Raw genomic sequence first — 20321 nt, 5'->3', positions numbered from 1 at the left:
CGCGGGATATTCTGCTTTTCTGATCATGGTGGCCCTTTATGGCACTCAAACCTTCACCCTTCGAACTTGGCCCGGCGCATCTTGTCGGCATTGGCGGTATCGGCATGTCCGGCATCGCCGAGATCATGATGAACCTTGGCTACAAGGTTCAGGGCTCGGATGTGAAGGAAAGCGCGAATGTTGAGCGCCTGCGCGCACGCGGCGCGACGGTGCACATCGGGCACAAGCCGCAGAACGTGATCGGGGCCGGGGCTGTCATCGTCTCATCCGCCATCAAGCGCGATAACCCTGAAGTCGTCGCCGCCCGCGAATCCGGCATACCGGTGGTGCGCCGCGCCGACATGCTGGCAGAGATCATCCGCCTGAAATGGACCGTTGCCGTTGCTGGAACGCACGGAAAGACGACGACAACGACAATGGTCGCAGCCTTGCTGGATGGCGCCGGGATTGACCCGACCGTCATCAATGGCGGCATCATCAACGCCTATGGCTCCAACGCGAAGGCCGGCAATGGCGACTGGATCGTGCTTGAAGCCGATGAGAGCGACGGCACCTTCACCAAGCTGCGCGCCACCATCGCCATCGTCACCAATATCGACCCTGAGCATATGGAGCATTACGGCTCCATGGAGGCGCTGCGCAATGCGTTCGACCGCTATGTCGAGAACATCCCGTTCTATGGGTTCGGCGTGCTTTGCACCGATCATCCTGAAGTCTCCACCATGGTCTCGCGCGTCTCTGATCGGCGCATCCTGACCTATGGGTTCAACCGCCAGGCCGATGTGCGGGCGGTCAATCTGAATTCTGACCCGGATGGTGTTACCTTCGACGTGATTGTCTCAAGCCGCCTCAATCGCGGCGCGATGACGCTCGAAGGCGTGCGGCTGCCGATGGCGGGTGATCACAATGTCTCCAACGCGCTCGCGGCGATTACGGTCGCGCTAGAGCTTGGCGCGACGCGTGAGCAGATCAAGACGAGCTTCGCCAATTTCGGCGGCGTGAAACGGCGCTTTACACCGGCAGGCGAGTGGGTCCCGCCTGGCGCGGACGAAGACGGCAAGATCCGCATCATCGACGATTACGGCCATCACCCGGTCGAAATCCTCGCTGTGCTGAAAGCCGCGCGCGCCATGCAGGGCCAGAACCGCGTCATCGCAGTTGCCCAGCCGCACCGGTATTCCCGCCTGCACGATTTGTTCGCTGACTTTTCCACCTGCTTCGGAGAGGCCGATATCGCGCTGATCGCACCGGTCTATGCGGCAGGCGAAGACCCGATCGAAGGCACCAGCAGCGAGTCTCTGGTCAAGAACATCATCGCCCACGGTCACAAGAATGCGCGCACGCTGTCATCTTTGGATGATCTGCCAGACATTATTCGCGATATCGCGCAGCCCGGCGACATGATTGTCTGCCTCGGGGCAGGGGACATCTCCGCGCATGCCAATGCGCTGGCCGGGAAATTGGCTGGATGAGGGGCCTCGTCGCCGCGTTCGCCCTTGCCTTCACGGGGCTCGGCGCGTCGGCTCAGTCATTGTCGCTGACAAGGCCCGGACCCATCATTTTTCCGGCGGATGCCGAGGCGGCCGGACTGCCCGGCTGCTGCAAGATGACCTTTGATGTCGATGCGGACGGGAAAGCCCACAATACGTCCGGCTATTGCACCAGCGATATGTTCGAGGAAGCTGCGCGCCACAGCATGTCGCGGGCGAAATTCTCCGGCGGACCGGCCAGCAATGTCTCGATGAGCGTCGTTTTCGCGCTGGAGGGGGAGACGCCGCCGAAATGTTCGAGCCCCGATATCTGGAATGACCTTACCCGCGCGGCGAGCGATGTCTTCTATTGGGAGGCTGGCGATTACGAGACGGACGAAGACTATGAAATCGCAAAGGCCAAAGGCCTCGCGGACTTGCGCACGACATTCGACTTCAATGGCAATTGTGGCGCTGAGCCTGCCTATCCTCTCTCTTCAGCTGTAGCGGTGTCGCGGATCGGCAATTCGGACGCATTAAACCGCGCGGCCCAAGCGCTCGACAGGCGCGGCGAGTGGCTCGATTGCCGCACTGCCATCTACAATGGCTACAGCCGTCAGGCCACCGAGACGCGGGACCGCTACGCATCGCTCCCAGCCACCGATTTTCGTGCATGGATCGCCGACAGGATGGAAGCGCATTTGAGCGATGAATATGGCTACCTCGCAGACCGGAATGCGGAATACGATTCCTATCTCGATGCATGGGATGAGGCGGCGGACAACGTCGCCGCTGCCGAAGCCCGCGCCGCAGCACGCCGCCAGCGCCGCGCCGCGTCAGCGGCCTCCCCGCAGGCCCGCTCGGAGGCGGATCGCTTCTTCGACTCGATCGGACCCGGCCGCTATGAAAGCTGCATGCAATCGGCCAATGGCTATGGCGCCCGGCAAGCCTGCATGAATGACTGGATAAGTCGCGGGACGGGGTTCCAATTCCCGGGGCTCAGATCGAAACGCTTCGAGACATCGCCGCCGCCGGTCAGCACGCCGGATCGTCCGCGTCCGCCACCGCCGCGGAGAGAGCCACCGAAATCGACCTGTCCGGAAGGCTATTCGTGCAGCTGCATGCCACCGACCCCCATCGTCCAGGGCGGCGGGACCTGCCGTTAAACCGGCAGCGAGACCGGATATTGGTTTCATTAGCCATGTAAGGGCTGCTTCATGGCCTGATCTTTCGCAGATTCGCTTTCAGAGATGCGCGGCAAACTGCTGATGGATCAACCGCTTAGACATATATCTGGTTTCGCGTCAGCAGGCCTGCAAATGCACTGGCCGGACCCCTGTCTTTGAAGGCCTGGATATTGGTTTGGAACACCTGAATATTGACGGATTCGAGAATTGGCAGCAATCTTGCTATGATAGGGGCATGACTGTGCAACATTTCGAAAACTGGGACTGGGGGCGTCTAGAAGCCGAGGCTGCCGCCGTATTGGGCGAGCATTGGCGCGCGCATCTGATCGGACTGACGGGGTTAACCCGAAAAGCGCTATTAGGAATGGAGCGAGGTGAACGGGACATCCCTCAGGGCCTGTCTCTGGCAGTCGCGTTGATGAAGGTCGTCGAGCTGGATGTTCTGACCGATCCGGCCAAGATCGAGGCGCTGGGCGAATTTATGGCATATGACCCGCCCCTATCTCCAAGCATCGAGCCTGCGGAAAAACGATCTGCAAACGGCATTCACGACGGCAATATCGGCGTCTGAGGCTTTCGCGATCATCTCCAATCGGTTAGGCCGATTTGATGCCTGATCTGCGATCAAACCTCCCCAACGTCCGCGGCAAACTGCTGCTGGATCAACCGCTTGCGCCATATACCTGGTTTCGCGTCGGCGGACCTGCTGATGCGCTGTTCCTGCCAGCAGATGAAGACGACCTTGCCGATTTTCTGAAAGCGCTGCCTGAAGACATTCCGGTCACATTCATGGGCGTTGGCTCTAACACCATCGTCCGCGATGGCGGCATCGAAGGCGTCACGATACGCTTGATGGGCGGCTATTGGGGCAAGGTTGAACCGGGTGGTCCAAACTCTCTTTTCGCCCGCGCCGGCGCGCTCGACCTGTCAGTCGCAAAAGCCTCAGCTAAGGCCGGGATCGCGGGGCTGACCTTCCTCTCAGGTATTCCGGGCTCCATCGGCGGCGCCGTGCGTACCAATGCTGGCTGCTATGGCCGGGAGCTGAAGGATGTCGCCAATCAGATCGAAGGCATTACGCGATCAGGCGAACGCGTCCGCTTCGAAGCCGAGATCGCTCAATATGGTGATCCGAAGATCGACTTCTCTTACCGCCACACCAATTTTCCCGGCGACATCATCGTCACAGGTCTGCTGCTGACCGGGTCGGGCGAAGGCGATCCGGGCGAGCTGGAACAGGAGATCGCCGACCATCAGGCGCGGCGCGCCGAAACCCAGCCGATCAAGGACAAGACCGGCGGGTCCACCTTCGCCAATCCAGACCCACCGGGCACACCCAATCAGCGCTCAAGCTGGAAACTGATCGATCAGGCCGGGTGCCGCGGGCTGCGTGTCGGAGGGGCGCAGGTCAGCGAGAAGCATTGCAACTTCCTGATCAATACTGGCGAGGCGACAGCCGCAGACATCGAAGCGCTCGGTGAGCTGGTCCGCGCCCGCGTGCTGGCAGAGACGGGCGTGGACCTGCGCTGGGAAATCCGCCGCATTGGCCGGATCCAGACGCCGCAGACCTAGAACGTTCCTTTCAGGCTCAAGGTCACGATCGGGCCGGCTTTCCAGTCCCGGTCCTCCGAAAAGGCGAGCGCGCCGTCGCGCCGAGGCGTGTAGACCTGCCGGGTAAACTGTTCTTCGGAGTCCGTCAGGTTGAACACCTCCACGCGGCCGATGAGACCGAAAATGTCCTTGTGCTCCAGATAGGCGTAGAGATAGCCGGGCCGCAGCTCGAAGAGTTGGCGCTCATTCAGGCGGACAAATGGCGCCTCGTCGGTGCGTTCGCCGCCGAGCGCTGTGGCCCAATCGGTGTTCGGAATGTCATAGCGCAGTTCGAATGAGCCGCCGATAACGGCGTCCTGATTGATCCGCCGCGATTCGCCGGTCAGCGGATCCTTCAGATCAGATTGCCGCGCCAGTAATTCGTATTCCAGCTGCAGGCCTTCCAGACCGACCGGGGCGAACTTGAATGTTCCGTTGGCGGAGATGCCGTAGCGGGTTGCCTTGTCCAGATTTCCAGGGCCTTCAGCATCAGGTCCGAATGGCACACGGTCAACAATGTCCTCAATCGACTCATGAAATACTTTGATGGTGTGGGCGCCTGCTTGCCCAAAGCTGCGATCCAGGGCGATTTCCGTCAGCCAGCTTTGCTGCGGCACGATATCCGGATTGCCCTGATTGCCCGATCCGGAGTTCACATTCACCGATGAGATGAAGTCAAAGAAATCCAGCTGGCCGACTTCTCGCGCGAATTTGGCGTTGATGGTCGTGTTTTCGCTCGCCGTATAAGCGGCTGAAATGAAGCCCTTTGGCCGTGTAAAGCTACGTTCCTGATTGGCGTCGCCTGACTGGGAAAGCTGCGAATACTCAAGACCGAGCGATGTCTGCACGGACAGTTTGGGCGACAGTTTCCGGCCATGGGTGACTGCTATCTCTGCGCGCTTCTCTTCAACGCGGGCATTTGCATTGGACAGAGCCACTTCAACAAGGGCGCCGTTCGCATCCAGTGTTCTAAGGCGGGCATCCGCCTCGAGAAAATTGAACGCGCCTTCTGCCGCAATCTGCCAGTCACGTCCGGGGGCCGGCGTCCAGCCATATTCCATGCGCAGGATTGATTCGCCTTCATCGACGGTCTGATCAAACACCGTCTTTTCGGTGACCACGCCATCAAAGCGGGTCTGTTGAACGCGTGAGACGACGGGGCTGTGCTCAAACCGCCACAGCGCGATGGTTTTCAGTCGGCCTGAGCCGAGCGAGAATTCATAGTCGCCGCCAATTTCGCTGCTCCACTCGTCTTCGGAGTCCTGGTAGAACCGCGTATTGTCCGGGCGACCATCAATCGGAAACCGCTCGGATATCTCGCGCGTATCGATCTGGAAAATATTGTATTCAGCATTGAGGTTCGCGATGTTGCCGTTCAGCGGCGTCCATTCAAGTGTACCGGAGACACCTGCCTCATCGCCGACATTGTTGACGTCTTCATCACGTGTTTCGATCAATTGCCTGTTGCCATCACGCACATATTCCGGTCCACGCGCGGCCCCTCGGATCGGGTAGCTATCGAGGCCGAGCGTCCAGGCGAGCGTATCGGCGCGTCCGGTCACCGATATGTTTCCGCCATGATAGTAAGGCGGCAGGTTTTCACGGAAACGCGCGCGCCACTTCCACGTGCCAGAGATGCCGTTCACCTTGGCGATGACGTTGGCGACCTGTCCTGAAAGTCCCGGTATATCCAGCGTCGCCCCGTCCACGAGTTCGATCCGTTCGACATTTGTAGCAGGAATACGGACAAGGGCCTCACTAAGGGACAGCGATTTGCCCGCGACGCGCCGGCCATTGATCAGGACATTGCCTTCGGCCTGGCCAAGGCCACGGTCGCCGGAATTGTCTTCGCGGATCGAGAAGCCTGGAATTCTCGTAACCATATCAAGCGATGTGCTGGGAGAAAACTGACGAAAGTCCTCTGCGGTGAAGGTCCGTGTGTGGGACGTTTCGGTATCGCCGGACTGGGCGAAACCTGTGTTGCAGGCAAGCAGGATCGTGCCTGCCAAAAGAGCAGATTTGAGGTACATTCTTTCGTGTCCTTCGGATTTTCTGAAAGTTTATTGTTGTTGTGCGTTACAGATGTAACGACAGCAAACCGACGTCCGCATCAACTTACATTCTTGTAATGTTTGGCGCGTGGAGAGCTTAGCGCTCGCCTTCAACTTCTTCATGCACTTGGCCCCAGGCCAGCATGGCGAAGAGGCCCGCACCGCCGATAATGTTACCAGCCAAAGCGGGCAGCAGGTTCATCGTCAGGAGTTTTAAGGGGGCCTGTTCACCGGCAAGCGCCACGGTGAAGAGCTCAACCGAGCCGACGACAACGTGCGCGAAATCACCCGCTGCGATCAGATAGGTAAAGAACAGGACGACCCAGAACTCGCTGCCCTCTGAGCTCGGCAGCATCCACACAATGGCTGCGATCAGAAAGCCTGCAGGCATCGCCTTGATCAGGGTTTCCCACGTGCCCCATCCGGCGACGTGCCGGCTGATATCAAGCATTGCGCCTGCGACATCGGCATTCATGGCGCCGCTATAGGACAGGAAGGCGGCGGCGATGAACCCACCAACCATGTTCGCAAGGAAGACGGTGCTCCATAGCCTCGCAGTTCCGCCAAACGTATTACGGCAGGGGTCACCCAGCATTGGTATGACGGCTGTAACAGTGTTTTCGGTGAACAGTTGCAGGCGCGCGAGGATCACCAGCAGAAAGCCCGCCGAGTAGCCGATGCTTTCGACGAGGTGGCGCCATGGAGTATCTGGCAGGTTTACGCGCAGAATGGCTTCCATCACCAGCGACATGGATATGCCGATGCCCGCTGCGATGCCTGACCACCAGATAGATGCCTGTGGCCGAGAGAGCTCTGATCTGCCTTCCTGACGGATGATCTCATAGACGATCCGGGACTTCAGGCGGGTCAGTTGGGAGGCTTCGGCGCGTTCCTCCTCCGTGATGTGATTTTGCTCTTCATCATTTTTCGGAGAATTGGGGGAGTCATCGCGCATACGTCACACAACGCCCAGCAAGGCCGCTTGTTCAGTCGCTTGCGCCTTAACCTTGCACTGCGTTTTTTGCTGCATGAAATTGCCTCATGCCGCAATTCGTAAGCACTGCCTTAATTTCTCTGGTCCAATTTGATTGAGTATCGGCTGGCGGAGAGACGTCCGCTCGCCGGAATTTGGAGATTGGAATGAAGCGCGTTGCCGTGATCTTTGGTGGTTGGTCGTCTGAACGGGATGTCTCCCTCTCATCAGGCGAGCAAATGCTGAAAGCCGCCCGCGACGCGGGGTATGACGCGATCGGTATTGATGCGACCCGAGATCTTGCGCGCCAGATCGAAGGCGAAAAGCCCGATGTGATTCTCAATGGCCTTCACGGGCCTTGGGGCGAGGACGGTTGCGTCCAGGGCCTGTTTGAAATCCTCGGCATTCCCTACAGCCATTCAGGCGTGACGGCGTCCGCCATCGCCATGGACAAGCGCAAATCCAAGGCCGTCTATCTGCAGGCAGGTCTCGATGTCGCCAAGGATGTTGCCGTGACGCGCGAGGAGGCTGCGCGTGCCCATCCGCTGAAGCCGCCTTACGTCATCAAGCCCGTCAATGAAGGCTCCAGTTTCGGTGTCGTGTTCGTTCGTGAGCAGAATAATGGCCCGTCGCAATTCGTCCTGTCCGATGACTGGAAGTATGGCGACAATCTCATGGCGGAAGAATATATTCCGGGCCGTGAGCTGACCGTCGCTGTGATGGGTGACAGGGCGCTCGCCGTAACGGAAATCACAACGTTAAGAGACTTTTACGATTTTGACGCAAAATATGCAGCTGGTGGATCGCGCCATGTGGTGCCCGCAGACATTCCAGAGCATGTGACAAAAGCTGCGCTGGAAGCTGCATTGAAGGCGCATCAGGCCCTCGGTTGCCGAGGCGTGACGCGGTCAGACTTTCGTTTTGACGAGGAGAAGGACCGGCTCGTGATTCTGGAAACCAATACCCAGCCAGGCATGACCCCGACTTCGCTTGTGCCCGAACAGGCTGCGTTCATCGGTATCAGTTTCGAAGAGCTCGTCAGCTGGATGATCGAGGATGCTTCATGCCACCGGTAAAGAAGCGTGCCCCCAAGGCCGCGCCGCGCCGGCGCAAGGCCGCGGCCCCGCCGCCGCCAGAGGTCAACGAGTCTTCGGTTGATGCCTCATCCGTGGTGCTGGGGCTGGTCATGGTGCTTGCCGTGATTGTGGCCGGTGCCGCGCTGATGGGGGGCTCCATGTCACGGATTGGCGGACATTTCTCCGGCACAGTCGACAATATCGCGACAAGCATGGGCTTCGGTGTCGCCGATGTCAGCATTATCGGGCTTGAGCAAAACCCCCGCCGGGCCGCGCTTGTCGCTGAGATGGCAGAAGTTCAGCCGGGCGATAACATGTTCCGGGCAGACCCGCACAAGATCCGGCGCCGCGTGCTCGCGACAGGGCAGGTTACCGATGCGCGCGTCTACCGCTTCTGGCCAAACCAGATCCTGATCCATGCCGCACCCGCTCAGGCCTCCGCTGTCTGGTACAACGGCACCGAATGGCAGGTCGTCGACAGTCTCGGGCGCATCATGGAAGGCGTACAAGCCGGCGACTATGCTGACCTTGTCCGACTGTCCGGCGCTGCCGCGCCAGACGGCGTGCCCGCGCTGCTGCGGGTGCTGGACGGCGTCGAAGGGCTGGAAGCCCATCTCTCCTATGCTGAGCGCGTGTCGCGCCGCCGCTGGAACATCAAGCTGCGCAACGGCGTGTTGATCAAACTTCCAACCGATCACAGCGTTGGCCGGGCGACAACAGAACTTGCCGCCTTTGAGGCGTCAGCCGACCTTACATCCCGTTCGCTTTCGCAGATTGATCTGCGGGTGCCGGGCAAGACCTTCCTGAAACCAAAAGAATTGACGGGTGCTGGTGAAGCGCCTGCAGAAAGCTGATCATGTCGAGGGCAGAAGCCAGATTGAAACCCGCCAAGGCGGCGAAGGTCGGTCAGACAATCGCTTCGCTGGACGTCGGGACGTCCAAGATCACGTGTCTGATCGGTCGCTTTGACCCGACCTCAAAGGCCGGGTTTTCGTTTCTTGGCGGCGGGCGTCAGCAGACGCGCGGGTTCAATGGCGGCTCGATCACAGACATGGAAGCGCTTGAGCGCTCCGTTCGCCTCGCCGTGGAAGATGCCGAGCGCCAGGCTGGCGAGCGGATTGAGTCCGTCGTCGTCGGCGTGACCGGCACGCGGGTCGCCTGTGAGTTTGTCGGCGCCATCATCGATGTTGGCGGGCGGGAAGTCACGCCGAAGGACCTCAAAAAGCTGCACTCGCAGGCCATGGGCAAGGTCGACCCAAAGCAGAGCGAAATCCTCAGCGCACACCCGGTTCTCTATAAGCTAGACGAGCAGGATGGCATCCGCGACCCGTCCGGAATGATCGGCAACAAACTGAGCGTACTCTTGTCAGTGGTCACCGCGCCAAAGTCGCTCGTCCGGAATATCGTCGAATGTGTCGGCCGCGCGCATCTTCACGTCGAACGCCTGATCCCGGCCGCGATAGCCAGCGGCGCAGGCACGCTGATCGACGATGAAATCGAGAATGGCGCCATTTGCATCGACATGGGCGCAGGCGTCACTGCGGCATGCGCCTTCATCAATGGTGCCCCGGCCTGGCTGGGTCTGGTCCCGGCTGGCGGCGCCAAGGTCACGAGCGATCTCGCCCAGGGCATAGGCACAACGTTTGCTGCAGCAGAGCGCATGAAGACGGTGCACGGAAACGCCGATTCCAAGAGCCCCGGCATGGCCGAACGAATCGAAGTGGCAAAGCTCGCCGATGATGGCCGTCTTAACGGTTTCAGGATGACGCGCGGCGAACTCGCCGAAATCATCGAGCCGCGAATCGAAGAGACGTTCGAATTTGCCGCAAAACTCATCGCTGAATGCGGAATCCGCAAGATTATGCCGAGACGCACCGTACTAACAGGCGGCGCCAGCCTTCTGCCGGGCGTTCGAGATACGGCCGCTCGCGTGCTCAATCAGCCCGTTCGTCTCGGAAAGCCGCTGGAAACCGACATTTTAGGTGAATCTCATGCCAATCCGGTCTTTTCCACAGCCGCAGGTCTGTTATCGTACGATTTCAGGGGTTTTACAGATGTGTCGAGGGCTGGAAGCACATCCGATACGGGAGCAACTTCGGGCAAAACCGGTTTTCTGAACAAGATCTTTCGCTGGCTCAGTGAAAATTTTTGATCCGGAAACACATTGCTTAACGGTCTCTTAGTGAGACGTCTGCAATTTGTGCCCAAGGATTCTCCAAAAGTAGACTGGCAAAGGCGGACTTTTCATGACTCAGGAACTCAAACCACGCATCGTCGTATTTGGTGTGGGTGGCGCTGGCGGTAACGCTGTCGACAACATGATCGAAGCGAATTTGCAGGGTGTTGAATTCGTGGTTGCCAACACCGATGCCCAGGCCCTCGAGCGTTCCAAGACTGAAAACCGTATTCAGCTTGGCCTTGAAACCACGTCCGGTCTTGGGGCCGGTGCCCGTCCAGAAGTCGGTGCCGCCTCTGCCGAAGAATCCCTGGAAGATATCAATCGCCACCTTGATGGCGCACACATGGTCTTTATCGCTGCTGGCCTTGGCGGCGGAACCGGGACCGGCGCGGCTCCAGTCATCGCGCGCGCAGCCCATGATCGCGGTATTCTGACCGTCGGCGTCGTCACAAAGCCTTTCGGATTTGAAGGCGCCCGCCGCATGAAGATCGCCGAAGACGGCCTCAAATGCATGCGCGAATCAGTCGACACGACGATTGTCGTTCCAAACCAGAATCTGTTCCGCGTTGCCAATGAGCGCACGACCTTTGCGGACGCCTTCCGCATGGCCGATGATGTTCTCTATTCCGGCGTTCGCGGCATTACCGACCTGATGGTCATGCCTGGCCTGATCAATCTCGACTTTGCCGATGTGCGCACGGTCATGAAGGGTATGGGCGCTGCCATGATGGGCATGGGCGAAGCAGAAGGTGAGGGCCGTGCCCTCGAAGCTGCCCGCGCTGCCATCGACAACCCACTCCTCGATGATGTTTCGATGAAAGGCGCCCGCGGCGTCCTCATCTCCATCACCGGTGGGTATGACATGACCCTGTTTGAGCTTGACGAAGCGGCCAATGAAATCCGCCGCGAAGTCGACGCTGACGCGCTGGTCATTCTCGGCTCCACATTCGACCCAGAGCTGGAAGGCAAACTCCGCGTCTCTGTCGTCGCAGCCGGTATCGATTCCGAATATGACGTTCGCGAAGAGCGTCCAGCCGAAGCGATCGCCAGCCCACAAGCTGCGCCCGTCGCCGCCCCAGTGGCTGCCGAGGAAGAAGATCGCCCGAAAGTCGTTGTGAACGCGGCTGAAGAAGAAACAATTGAAGATGAGGCTGAAGAGCAGGTCGAAGCCGATACCCGGCCTGATTTCACCAGCCGCCCGCTGCCAGCCGCCCATCAGGAAGCCGCTGAAGGCTCTGACCAGGTGTCCGCTGACCAGGTTTTCTCTCGCCCACAACCAAAAGCCGTTGATCGCCAAGAGCGTGAAACTGCGAACGCAGGCGGTGCTGGTTTTGCCAATCTGTTCGGTTGGCCAAAGGGCGCGCGTCAGGGCGACAATGACCTGGACACCGATGATGCATCGGACGAGATCGTGTCGTCACCGGATGACTACCCACACCCAGCGCCATTCGACGATGCCGATCTTGAGATTCCAGCCTTCCTCAGACGGTCCGCAAACCACTAGATTTCAGCCCGTTCTGAAACATAAAAATTGCTTTTGATTTAGGGCGCTAACCTCGGTTGGCGCCCTTGTTGTAATAAAGCGAAATACTCCTTGTTTTGATGTGTTTCCCAAACGCGCCTTTATAGGACCCAAGGAAAATGGGCACCATTATGACTCGCGTACAGTATCAGCAAACCATCAACTTCCCTGTGGTCTGCGCCGGTGTCGGCGTTCACAGCGGCAAGCGCGCCCGCATCGTGATGAAGCCGGCTGCCGCCGGAACGGGCATTCGTTTCCGCCGTACGGATGTGAAAGGCTGTGACACCGAGATCGTGGCCCGCGGTGACTTTGTCACTGAAGTCCAGCTTGGCACCACGCTCACCAATGAAGATGGCGTTTCCGTTGCCACGGTCGAACACCTTTTGGCCGCTTGCGCCGGCGTGGGTGTCGACAATCTCATCATTGAGATCGACGGCCCTGAAGTACCGATCATGGATGGCTCTTCAGCCGTTTACTGTGAGCTTCTGCTCGCGGCGGGCCTGCGCCATCAAGGCGGCTTCCGTCGCCGTCTTCGTATCCTTGATACGGTCGAAGTGACTGATGGCGTCAAGACAGCGCGGCTCAGCCCGTCTGCTGACGATTATCTCACCATTCATGCCAAGATCGAATTTGAGAGCCGCGCCATCGGCACCCAGCAGATGTCGCTGCGGCTGGTGCCCGGCATGTTCGCGCGTGACATTGCGTTTGCCCGCACCTTCGGCTTTGCGAAGGATGTGGAAAAGCTGCAGGCGATGGGGCTCGCACGCGGCGGGTCGCTTGATAATGCGGTGGTTCTCGATGGCGATGAGATCGTCAATCCAGAGGGGCTGCGCGTCAGCGATGAATTCGTCCGCCACAAGATTCTTGATGCGGTCGGTGATCTGATGCTCGCCGGTGCACCGATTGCGGGCGTCTATGAAGCGCGTCAGCCTGGACATGCGCTGAACAACAAGCTGGTGCGCGCCTTGCTCGCCAATCCGGACGCCTGGTGCTGGGAAACGGACGCCGATCTCGTGGATGCAGCGCCAGCCGCCGTCGCAGCCCGCCACTAGGGCGGCGCTTACTTAAATGTGTCGGTAATGAAGGCAGGGCGCCGCCGCAAAGCGGGCGTGTCTAGTCCATAGATGCGCGCGTGCGTTCGACGGTTTTCTTCGCTTCTGCTGAAGACATTGCAACACTATCGTCCGAAGACACATCCGCGCTGTTGTCAGCATCCGCCAGCGTACGAATAAGGTTGAGGATTGCCGCCCGCGAGCGCTCATCATTGATCCGCGCAAGATTGCGCACGCATTCGATGGCAAAACGCGAAGAGCCCTGCAGATCATCCTCTGACTCTTCAAGCCCGTCAGTCAGCCCGTCAAAGAACCAACCTGGTGACACGTTCAGCCGCTCAGCCAGCAGGTAGAGACGTCCTGCGCTCACACGATTGGCGCCCGTCTCATACTTCTGAATTTGCTGGTAGGACACACCAAGCGCTTCGCCTAGCTGGTCCTGCGTGAGGCCGGTCAGAATGCGACGGCGCCGAATGCGCTCGCCAACGATCTTGTCGACATCAGATGCGGAAAACTGCTCGCTATTTATAACACTCATCTCGTTGTCGCCTTTCGGGCGCGGGTGCCTGTGTCCCCTAAATCGGCAATATCAGTGGTATACACCAACTTATACCTTATTGATAACACGAAAGCATCCGTCCGGTTCCTGTAGCCGACGTCTTTACAAGAAAGGGCAGACGGGCAAAGTGAGGCCAAGTCGTATATGGACCAGGATCTGCAATGAAGCTGACAACTCTAGGCGCGCTCTCTGCCGTCGCCGCATCCTTGCTTTTGACAGGCTGTAATTCGAACCGACAGGCCCGCGACCTTGCCTACGTGGAGCGTCCAGTCGAGGCGCTCTACAACGCTGCTGCCCAGGAATTGGACCGCGGCGATTATGTCAGCGCGATCGAACTGTTCAATGAAGTTGAGCGTCAGCACCCCTATTCAGAATGGGCCCGCCGCTCGACCATGATGTCGGCTTACGCCTCGTACCGCTCACGCCGTTATGACGATGCGGTCTCGACGGCGCAGCGTTATCTGTCCCTCAATCCGGCTGGTCAGACGGCGCCTTACGCCTACTACATCATCGCCATGAGCTATTTCCAGCAAATCGTCGATGTTGGCCGCGACCAGAAAACGACAGAGCTTGCGCTGAATGCGCTGACGGATGTTGTCCGCCGTTTTCCGAACACAGACTACGCCCGTGATGCGAGCGTGAAGATCGACATGGTCCGCGATCAGCTGGCCGGCAAGGAGATGGAGATTGGTCGCTGGTATCTGCGCCGCAATGAGCATCTGGCCGCAGTCAATCGCTTCAAGACCGTGGTGGACGAATACGATACCACAACGCATACGCCTGAAGCCCTTCACAGGCTGGTTGAGGCTTATCTCTCCCTTGGTTTGACAGATCAGGCCGTCGCGGCCGCATCGGTGCTGCAGTACAATTATCCTGACAGCCGCTGGTATCGTGATAGCTATGATTTGATCGAACGCGGTGGCTCTGGCGCAGAGCCAGCCTCATCGGATCGCACGCTTCTGCAGCGCCTCACGCCTTGGTAAGGACCGCGCGCAAATAGCGCTTGTTCCGCTTTTGTTCCGATGATATGCAGGGCGCATGATTATTGCGCTCTCTATCCGATCCTTCCTGCTCATCGAACGGCTCGACATCGAGGCCCGCGATGGCTTTACAGCTCTTACCGGCGAGACCGGTGCGGGCAAATCCATCATTCTTGACGCGCTCGGCCTCGCGCTTGGCGCGACCGCCAGCCGCAAACTGGTCCGCAAGGGCGCCGATCAGGCCAGCATTCTGGCCGAGTTCGCGCTGGAGGCAGATCATCCAGCATGGTCGGTCCTGGCTGATTATGGGTTTGAGGCGTCACCTGATGAAACCCTGATGCTGAAGCGTGTCATCCCGGCCTCGGGCCCTGCGCGTGCCTTCATCAATGACCAGCCCGCAAGCGCATCACTGCTGGCGGAAGTCGGGGAGACGCTGGTTGAAATTCATGGCCAGCACGCCGCGTCCGCTTTGATGCGCCCATCCAGCCACCGCATGCTTCTCGATACCTATGCCGGTAACGAATCACTGCTCGCCGCATGTGCGACGAGCTGGGCAGAGTTTGAAGACCGCAGACGCGCACGTGAGGCGCTTGAGAAAGACCTCAGCGATGCCGAAGAGGCGCACGCCTGGCTTGTTGAGACTGTCGAAGAACTTGAGAAGCTCGCGCCAAAAACAGGCGAATTTGATCGGCTTACCGCTGAGCGCAACGTTCTCATGCAATCTGAGAAGATCGCCGAATCAGCGTCTGAAGCCTTTCAGGCGTTTGAGGAAGCCGATGTCGAATCATGTCTCGCTCGCGCCAGCCGTGCGACTGAACGCGTCCTGCGCATCGACGGGCTCGACACGCTGGAGGGCGGCCTCTCCAGCGCAGCGCGCGCAGCCGCCGAGGCGCTGGAGCGCGCTTTGATCGAAGTGGGTGAGGCAAGTGCCGCGCTCGAGGCGCTGGGGCAAGCTGCCGTTCATGACCCGGACGTTCTGGAACGAACAGAGCAACGCCTGATCAGTCTGCGATCGGCCGCGCGCAAGCATGATGTTGAGCCGGCCGCGCTGGTCGATCTGCTTCAAGCGACGCGTGACAAGCTCGCGCTCAGTGATGCGCCGGGCGGCTCGCTCGACAAGGCGCGTGCCGAGGAGAAATCAGCCTCGGCCCGTTGGCAGACCGCAGCTGACCGTTTGACCCGAGCCCGCCAGACCGCAGCCGCGCGTATGGAAAAGGCCATCGCTGCAGAGCTGAAGCCGCTGAAGCTTGAGCGGACCAAGGTCAAGGTGCGTTTCGATGAGATCAGCGAATCAGCCTCCGGCGCTCAAGGGCGCGAACGCGCGGAGTTTGAGATTGAGACCAATCCCGGCGCTGGTTTTGGCCCGCTCAAGCAGATCGCCTCAGGTGGTGAACTTGCCCGCTTCTCGCTCGCCCTCCAATGCGTGCTGGCCGAGACGACCAGTGTGCCTGTCATGGTGTTTGATGAGGCCGATCAGGGCGTTGGCGGCGCGGTGGCAGCGGCCATTGGTGAGCGTCTCACGCGCCTCGGTCAGACGCGTCAGGTGTTCGCGATTACGCATAGCCCGCAAGTCGCGGCGGCGGCGGCCAATCAGTGGCTCGTCTCCAAGTCAGGTCGCGCATCAAGCGGGGTTGGCGAAACCCGTATCACCGGTCTAGATGCTGGTCAGCGGCATGAGGAAATCGCCCGCATGCTGTCTGGCGCGACAGTTACGCAAGAGGCAAGGGCCGCAGCAACGAGGCTCCTTGAAGATGTATGAGTGGAAACAAGCCGGTCGAAAGCCTCACCGAGGCTGAAGCACGTCGTGAGCTCGCCCGGCTCGCGACCGAAATCCGGCTGGCGGACAGCGCCTATTACAAGGATGATGATCCGCACTTCACGGACGCCGAATATGACGCGCTCCGCACCCGCAATAGCGAGATAGAAGCCCATTTCCCGGCGCTCAAACGTGCCGATAGCCCGAGTGACCGGGTCGGTGTTGAAGTGTCCGACGCGTTCAGCAAGGTCGAGCATGGCATCCCCATGCTCTCGCTCGACAACGCCTTTTCTGAAGAAGATGTTGCAGAGTTCGTCGCCCGTATCCGCCGATATCTCGGTCTGGAGGCAGGCGAAGAATTGTCGATCACGGCAGAGCCGAAGATCGACGGTTTGTCGCTCAACATCACTTACGAAAATGGCGTGATGGTGCGGGCTGCAACACGCGGCAATGGACAGGTCGGCGAAGACGTCACCGTCAACGCCCGCACAATTGAAGACATTCCCAAAAAGCTCGCAGGAAGCGGCTGGCCGGACCGCATCGAGATTCGCGGCGAGGTCTATATGACCGGCGATGCGTTCAACACGCTTAATGAAACCCAGGAAGCGTCTGGGAAGAAGACGTTCGCCAACCCGCGTAACGCGGCGGCGGGCAGCCTCCGCCAACTTGATGTCGCCATCACGCGTTCGCGCCCACTCCGCTTTTTCGCTTATGCCTGGGGAGAGGTCAGCGGCGCCTTCGCCGAAACGCAGACTGAAGCGGTCGCGAAGCTCTCAGACTGGGGCTTTGTCACCAATGAGCTGTTTGCGGCGTATGATGATGTCGCTGGCCTGATCGGGGCTTATGACGATATGGCCGAGCGCCGCGCCATGCTTGGCTATGATATTGATGGCGTTGTCTACAAGGTGAACCGGCTCGACTGGCAGGCGCGCCTTGGCTTTGTCAGCCGTTTCCCGCGCTGGGCAATCGCCCACAAATTCCCGGCTGAGCGCGCGGTGACCAAACTCGAAGCGATCGAGATCCAGGTTGGCCGCACCGGCACGCTGACACCGGTTGCTCGCCTCACACCAATCACCGTCGGCGGCGTGGTCGTGTCGAACGCCACGCTCCACAATGAGGATGAAATTGCCCGCCTCGATGTGCGCCCCGGCGACATGGTCGAAATTCAGCGCGCAGGTGACGTCATCCCGCAAGTCCTGGGTGTCGTTGATGCCGATAATGAGAACCGCGCCGAGCCATTCGAGATGCCCCATACCTGCCCGGAATGCGGTTCGGCAGCTGTTCGCGAGGTGGATGATAAAGGCGTCTCGGACGTTCGCCGTCGGTGCACGGGCGGGCTGACCTGTCCGGCGCAAGCAGTGGAGCGCCTGAAGCATTTCGTCTCGCGCAAGGCGCTCGACATTGATGGCCTTGGCGCCAAACAGGTTGAGCTGTTCTACACGAAAGGCGCTGTCAAAGGCCCTCAGGATATATTCCGGCTGGCCGCCCGGTTTGAAGCAGAAGGCCTCCCGCCGCTTAGCGAATGGGAGGGTTTTGGTGAGACCTCAGCCAGCAATCTCATGGCCGCTATCGATGCGCGCCGCACACCGCCCTTTCAGCGCTTCCTCAACGGTCTTGGCATCCGCCATGTCGGCGAGAACACGTCAGGCCTCTTCGCGCGCCACTTTCTTGAATGGGACGCCTTCTGGTCGACCGTGAAGAAAGCCGCTGACGGCGATACAAGCGCTGAGGCTGAATTGCTCTCCATCGACGGCGTCGGCCAGACGGCGGTTGATAGCCTGAAAGACTTCGCGCTTGAGCCGCACAATATCGAGATGCTGGAAAGTCTGCTGAGCGAAGTTGAGGTCGAGGCGGCAAAGGCGGCCAGCAATACCAGCGCGGTGTCCGGCAAGACGATCGTCTTCACCGGCACACTGGAAAAGATGACACGCGACGAAGCCAAATCCCGCGCCACGGCCCTAGGGGCCAAGGTATCAGGCTCGGTGTCGGCGAAGACCGATATCGTGGTCGCTGGCCCTGGCGCCGGCTCCAAGCTGAAGAAAGCTGAAGAGCTCGGCGTGCAGGTGATGAGTGAGGATGACTGGCTGGAGCTTGCCGGTCTCTAACCGATCAAAGCGGCGTGCACTGCGCCGTCAGCCAGTCCGAAACCTCGCCGTCGACAAGCGGTCCGATCTTCTCCAGCACGTCGGCGTGATAGGTATCGACCCATTCACGCTCTGCCGGTGTCAGCAGGTCGAGCGCAATGAGATCACGCGCGAGCGGCGCCCATGTGAGGTTCTCAAAGCCGAGCATCTCGATCTCGCCGCCCTCAATCGCGGCCGGTTCGGTCACGAATTGCAAATTCTCGATGCGGATGCCGTACTGGCCTTCGCGATAGAAACCAGGCTCATTCGACACAATCATGCCGGGCGATAGCGGTATCGCGTTCCACGGCTTGGCAATCCGCTGTGGGCCTTCATGCACGCCGAGATAAACTCCGACGCCATGACCCGTGCCATGCCCATAGTCGAGCCCGGCTTGCCAGAGCGAATGGCGCGCCAGCACATCAAGGTGAGTGCCAGTTGTCCCTTCCGGGAAGCGCACAGCCGCCAGCGAAATATGGCCTTTCAGCACCAGCGTGTAATGGCGCTTCATATCCGCGCTCGGCTCGCCAATCGGCACCGTGCGCGTCACATCGGTCGTGCCGTCGAGATACTGCCCGCCGCTATCAACGAGATAGAGCGTTCCGCGCGCGAGCTTAAGGTTTGAAGCTGACGAGACGCGGTAATGGGGCAGGGCCCCATGCGGCCCGGCGCCTGAAATCGTCTCGAAGGAGAGGTCGTTGAGGTCACCCAGATCCTCGCGCAGGCTTTCCAGCTTCAGCGCGGCATCAATTTCGGTCACCTCGCCGCTTTGCGCATCGGTCGCCAGCCAGTGGAGGAAGCGCGTGAGCGCGGCGCCATCACGAATGTGCGCGGCCTGCGTCCCGGCAATTTCGGTAGCATTCTTGCACGCCTTGGGCAGCAGCGCAGGGTCCGGCTGGCGAAGAATTTTCGCGCCGGCATCCTCGACCGCCTTGAAGAACCATGCCGAGGCCAGAGACGGATCAAGGCTGACCGTCTTGCCCTTCAGGCTTGCGAGCGCGCTATCAAGCTCATCGATCGGGCGCAGCGTGACAGTATTGCCAAGATGCTTGCGCAGCGCGTCCGACGTCTTGCGCGGATCGATAAAGAGATCAGCACTGCCATCATCATTCAGGATGGCGCGCGAGAGCGGCAGAGGCGAACAGGCGACGTCGCCGCCGCGAATATTGAACGCCCAGGCCACAGAGGCGGGCGACGTGATCACCGCCGCATCGGCGCCGTCGGCCTTCAGCGCTTGCGCAATCGCCTCGCGCTTTTCGGTGGCATCGACGCCGGCATGTTCCAGCGGCTGAGGCACGACAGGGGCCAGCGGCTCAGCAGGCCGGTCATCCCATGCGGTATCGATCGGATTGGCATCAACCGCTTTCAACGAAGCGCCCGCCTTGGCAGCGGCGCTTGCAAGCTTGTCGAGATCATCCGGCGTCATAAGCCGCGGATCATAGCCAACCGTTTTGCCCTTGAGGCTTTGCTTGGCGATCCAGCCAAACGGGCCGGGGTCAGGCAGGCCCTCGATCTTGAACAGGTCCGGATCGGTTTGGTCACGCACCTGCAACGTGTAGCGCCCGTCCGCGAAGACGACGGCGCTGTCTAGAAGGATCATCGCGGCGCCGGCAGAGCCGGTAAAACCGCTGACCCAGGTCAGCCGGTCATTCGAGGCTGGCAGATATTCATTGTGATACTCGTCTTCATGAGGGACGTAGAAAACGTCGAGCCCCATGGACTTCATGGCATCGCGAAGGCGGGGAAGGTTGTTGCGGCCAAGCTGCGGGCCGCCCTTCACATCAAAGTTCTGTCTCATGCCTCTAAT

At 59.8% G+C, this 20321-nt stretch carries 16 protein-coding genes; 12 read left to right on the top strand and 4 right to left on the bottom strand.

Translation table 11 applies throughout. The features are described from left to right. Positions 1-38 precede the first annotated feature (38 nt). The 4 genes from murC to murB all read left to right on the top strand — a co-directional run bounded on the left by murC (position 39) and on the right by murB (position 4225). Positions 39-1472, top strand: a complete 1434-nt coding sequence (murC, locus tag B8783_RS02115; protein ID WP_084418118.1) for a UDP-N-acetylmuramate--L-alanine ligase — start codon at positions 39-41, stop codon at positions 1470-1472. Next, positions 1469-2635, top strand: a complete 1167-nt coding sequence (locus B8783_RS02110) for an energy transducer TonB (RefSeq protein WP_084418117.1) — start codon at positions 1469-1471, stop codon at positions 2633-2635. Before murC ends, B8783_RS02110 begins: the two co-directional genes overlap by 4 nt. A gap of 196 nt (positions 2636-2831) precedes the next feature. Further along, the gene (locus B8783_RS18295) at positions 2832-3227 is read left to right on the top strand and encodes a hypothetical protein (RefSeq protein ID WP_233355641.1); all 396 of its coding nucleotides are present in this window, start codon (positions 2832-2834) and stop codon (positions 3225-3227) included. A gap of 38 nt (positions 3228-3265) precedes the next feature. After that, positions 3266-4225 (top strand): UDP-N-acetylmuramate dehydrogenase, encoded by a 960-nt coding sequence (gene murB, locus B8783_RS02105; RefSeq protein ID WP_084418338.1) that lies wholly within the window; start codon positions 3266-3268, stop codon positions 4223-4225. Here the strand turns inward: murB and B8783_RS02100 are convergent. Together B8783_RS02100 and B8783_RS02095 are read right to left on the bottom strand one after the other, a co-directional pair. Next, on the bottom strand, positions 4222-6273 hold the full coding sequence (locus B8783_RS02100) for a TonB-dependent receptor domain-containing protein (protein WP_084418116.1): 2052 nt from the start codon (positions 6271-6273) through the stop codon (positions 4222-4224). The two genes, murB and B8783_RS02100, sit on opposite strands and share 4 nt — an antisense overlap. Before the next feature lie 118 nt (positions 6274-6391). Beyond that, positions 6392-7249, bottom strand: a complete 858-nt coding sequence (locus B8783_RS02095) for a formate/nitrite transporter family protein (protein ID WP_084418115.1) — start codon at positions 7247-7249, stop codon at positions 6392-6394. Positions 7250-7434: 185 nt separating this feature from the next. Here B8783_RS02095 and B8783_RS02090 point away from each other — a divergent pair, with 185 nt between their 5' ends. From B8783_RS02090 to lpxC, 5 genes are all read left to right on the top strand, one after another. Continuing rightward, positions 7435-8343 carry a D-alanine--D-alanine ligase gene (locus B8783_RS02090; RefSeq protein WP_084418114.1) on the top strand — a complete coding sequence of 303 codons (909 nt, stop codon included), beginning with the start codon at positions 7435-7437 and terminating at the stop codon, positions 8341-8343. After that, the gene (locus B8783_RS02085; protein ID WP_084418113.1) at positions 8331-9197 is read left to right on the top strand and encodes a cell division protein FtsQ/DivIB; all 867 of its coding nucleotides are present in this window, start codon (positions 8331-8333) and stop codon (positions 9195-9197) included. Before B8783_RS02090 ends, B8783_RS02085 begins: the two co-directional genes overlap by 13 nt. A 2-nt stretch (positions 9198-9199) precedes the next feature. Next, complete coding sequence (ftsA, locus tag B8783_RS02080) at positions 9200-10495, top strand: cell division protein FtsA (RefSeq protein ID WP_084418112.1); 1296 nt, start codon at positions 9200-9202, stop codon at positions 10493-10495. A 94-nt stretch (positions 10496-10589) separates the two neighbouring features. Beyond that, positions 10590-12026 carry a cell division protein FtsZ gene (ftsZ, locus tag B8783_RS02075; RefSeq protein ID WP_084418111.1) on the top strand — a complete coding sequence of 479 codons (1437 nt, stop codon included), beginning with the start codon at positions 10590-10592 and terminating at the stop codon, positions 12024-12026. 149 nt (positions 12027-12175) lie between these two features. Next, entirely contained in the window at positions 12176-13096 is a 921-nt protein-coding gene (gene lpxC, locus B8783_RS02070; protein WP_084418110.1) for a UDP-3-O-acyl-N-acetylglucosamine deacetylase, read from the top strand. Between the two features lie 61 nt (positions 13097-13157). Here the strand turns inward: lpxC and B8783_RS02065 are convergent, their stop codons facing one another. After that, positions 13158-13634 (bottom strand): helix-turn-helix domain-containing protein, encoded by a 477-nt coding sequence (locus tag B8783_RS02065; RefSeq protein ID WP_084418109.1) that lies wholly within the window; start codon positions 13632-13634, stop codon positions 13158-13160. 182 nt (positions 13635-13816) lie between these two features. Here B8783_RS02065 and B8783_RS02060 point away from each other — a divergent pair, with 182 nt between their 5' ends. From B8783_RS02060 to ligA, 3 genes are read left to right on the top strand one after another with little or no spacing between them, the layout of a single operon-like run. Next, a complete protein-coding gene (locus tag B8783_RS02060; RefSeq protein WP_084418108.1) occupies positions 13817-14638 on the top strand; it encodes an outer membrane protein assembly factor BamD in 822 nt (273 codons plus the stop codon). 55 nt (positions 14639-14693) lie between these two features. Continuing rightward, complete coding sequence (gene recN / locus B8783_RS02055; protein WP_084418107.1) at positions 14694-16394, top strand: DNA repair protein RecN; 1701 nt, start codon at positions 14694-14696, stop codon at positions 16392-16394. After that, complete coding sequence (gene ligA / locus B8783_RS02050) at positions 16391-18496, top strand: NAD-dependent DNA ligase LigA (RefSeq protein ID WP_084418106.1); 2106 nt, start codon at positions 16391-16393, stop codon at positions 18494-18496. Before recN ends, ligA begins: the two co-directional genes overlap by 4 nt. 4 nt (positions 18497-18500) lie before the next feature. Here ligA and B8783_RS02045 read toward each other — a convergent pair whose 3' ends face one another. Beyond that, on the bottom strand, positions 18501-20312 hold the full coding sequence (locus B8783_RS02045; RefSeq protein WP_084418105.1) for an aminopeptidase P family protein: 1812 nt from the start codon (positions 20310-20312) through the stop codon (positions 18501-18503). Positions 20313-20321: the final 9 nt, after the last annotated feature.

The sequence above is a fragment of the Henriciella litoralis genome, from assembly GCF_002088935.1.
GTDB classification, from domain to species: Bacteria; Pseudomonadota; Alphaproteobacteria; order Caulobacterales; family Hyphomonadaceae; genus Henriciella; species Henriciella litoralis.
Note: the sequence above shows the minus strand (reverse complement) of the source record. Positions and strands in the feature narration are given on the sequence as shown.

Excerpts from the sequence above, each read along its gene's own strand:
- murC (WP_084418118.1), top strand. The coding sequence starts at position 39 with ATGGCACTCAAACCTTCACCCTTCGAACTTGGCCCGGCGCATCTTGTC.
- B8783_RS02110 (WP_084418117.1), top strand. The coding sequence starts at position 1,469 with ATGAGGGGCCTCGTCGCCGCGTTCGCCCTTGCCTTCACGGGGCTCGGC.
- murB (WP_084418338.1), top strand. The coding sequence starts at position 3,266 with ATGCCTGATCTGCGATCAAACCTCCCCAACGTCCGCGGCAAACTGCTG.
- B8783_RS02100 (WP_084418116.1), bottom strand. The coding sequence starts at position 6,273 with ATGTACCTCAAATCTGCTCTTTTGGCAGGCACGATCCTGCTTGCCTGC.
- B8783_RS02095 (WP_084418115.1), bottom strand. The coding sequence starts at position 7,249 with ATGCGCGATGACTCCCCCAATTCTCCGAAAAATGATGAAGAGCAAAAT.
- B8783_RS02090 (WP_084418114.1), top strand. The coding sequence starts at position 7,435 with ATGAAGCGCGTTGCCGTGATCTTTGGTGGTTGGTCGTCTGAACGGGAT.
- B8783_RS02085 (WP_084418113.1), top strand. The coding sequence starts at position 8,331 with ATGCCACCGGTAAAGAAGCGTGCCCCCAAGGCCGCGCCGCGCCGGCGC.
- ftsA (WP_084418112.1), top strand. The coding sequence starts at position 9,200 with ATGTCGAGGGCAGAAGCCAGATTGAAACCCGCCAAGGCGGCGAAGGTC.
- ftsZ (WP_084418111.1), top strand. The coding sequence starts at position 10,590 with ATGACTCAGGAACTCAAACCACGCATCGTCGTATTTGGTGTGGGTGGC.
- lpxC (WP_084418110.1), top strand. The coding sequence starts at position 12,176 with ATGACTCGCGTACAGTATCAGCAAACCATCAACTTCCCTGTGGTCTGC.
- B8783_RS02065 (WP_084418109.1), bottom strand. The coding sequence starts at position 13,634 with ATGAGTGTTATAAATAGCGAGCAGTTTTCCGCATCTGATGTCGACAAG.
- B8783_RS02060 (WP_084418108.1), top strand. The coding sequence starts at position 13,817 with ATGAAGCTGACAACTCTAGGCGCGCTCTCTGCCGTCGCCGCATCCTTG.
- recN (WP_084418107.1), top strand. The coding sequence starts at position 14,694 with ATGATTATTGCGCTCTCTATCCGATCCTTCCTGCTCATCGAACGGCTC.
- ligA (WP_084418106.1), top strand. The coding sequence starts at position 16,391 with ATGAGTGGAAACAAGCCGGTCGAAAGCCTCACCGAGGCTGAAGCACGT.
- B8783_RS02045 (WP_084418105.1), bottom strand. The coding sequence starts at position 20,312 with ATGAGACAGAACTTTGATGTGAAGGGCGGCCCGCAGCTTGGCCGCAAC.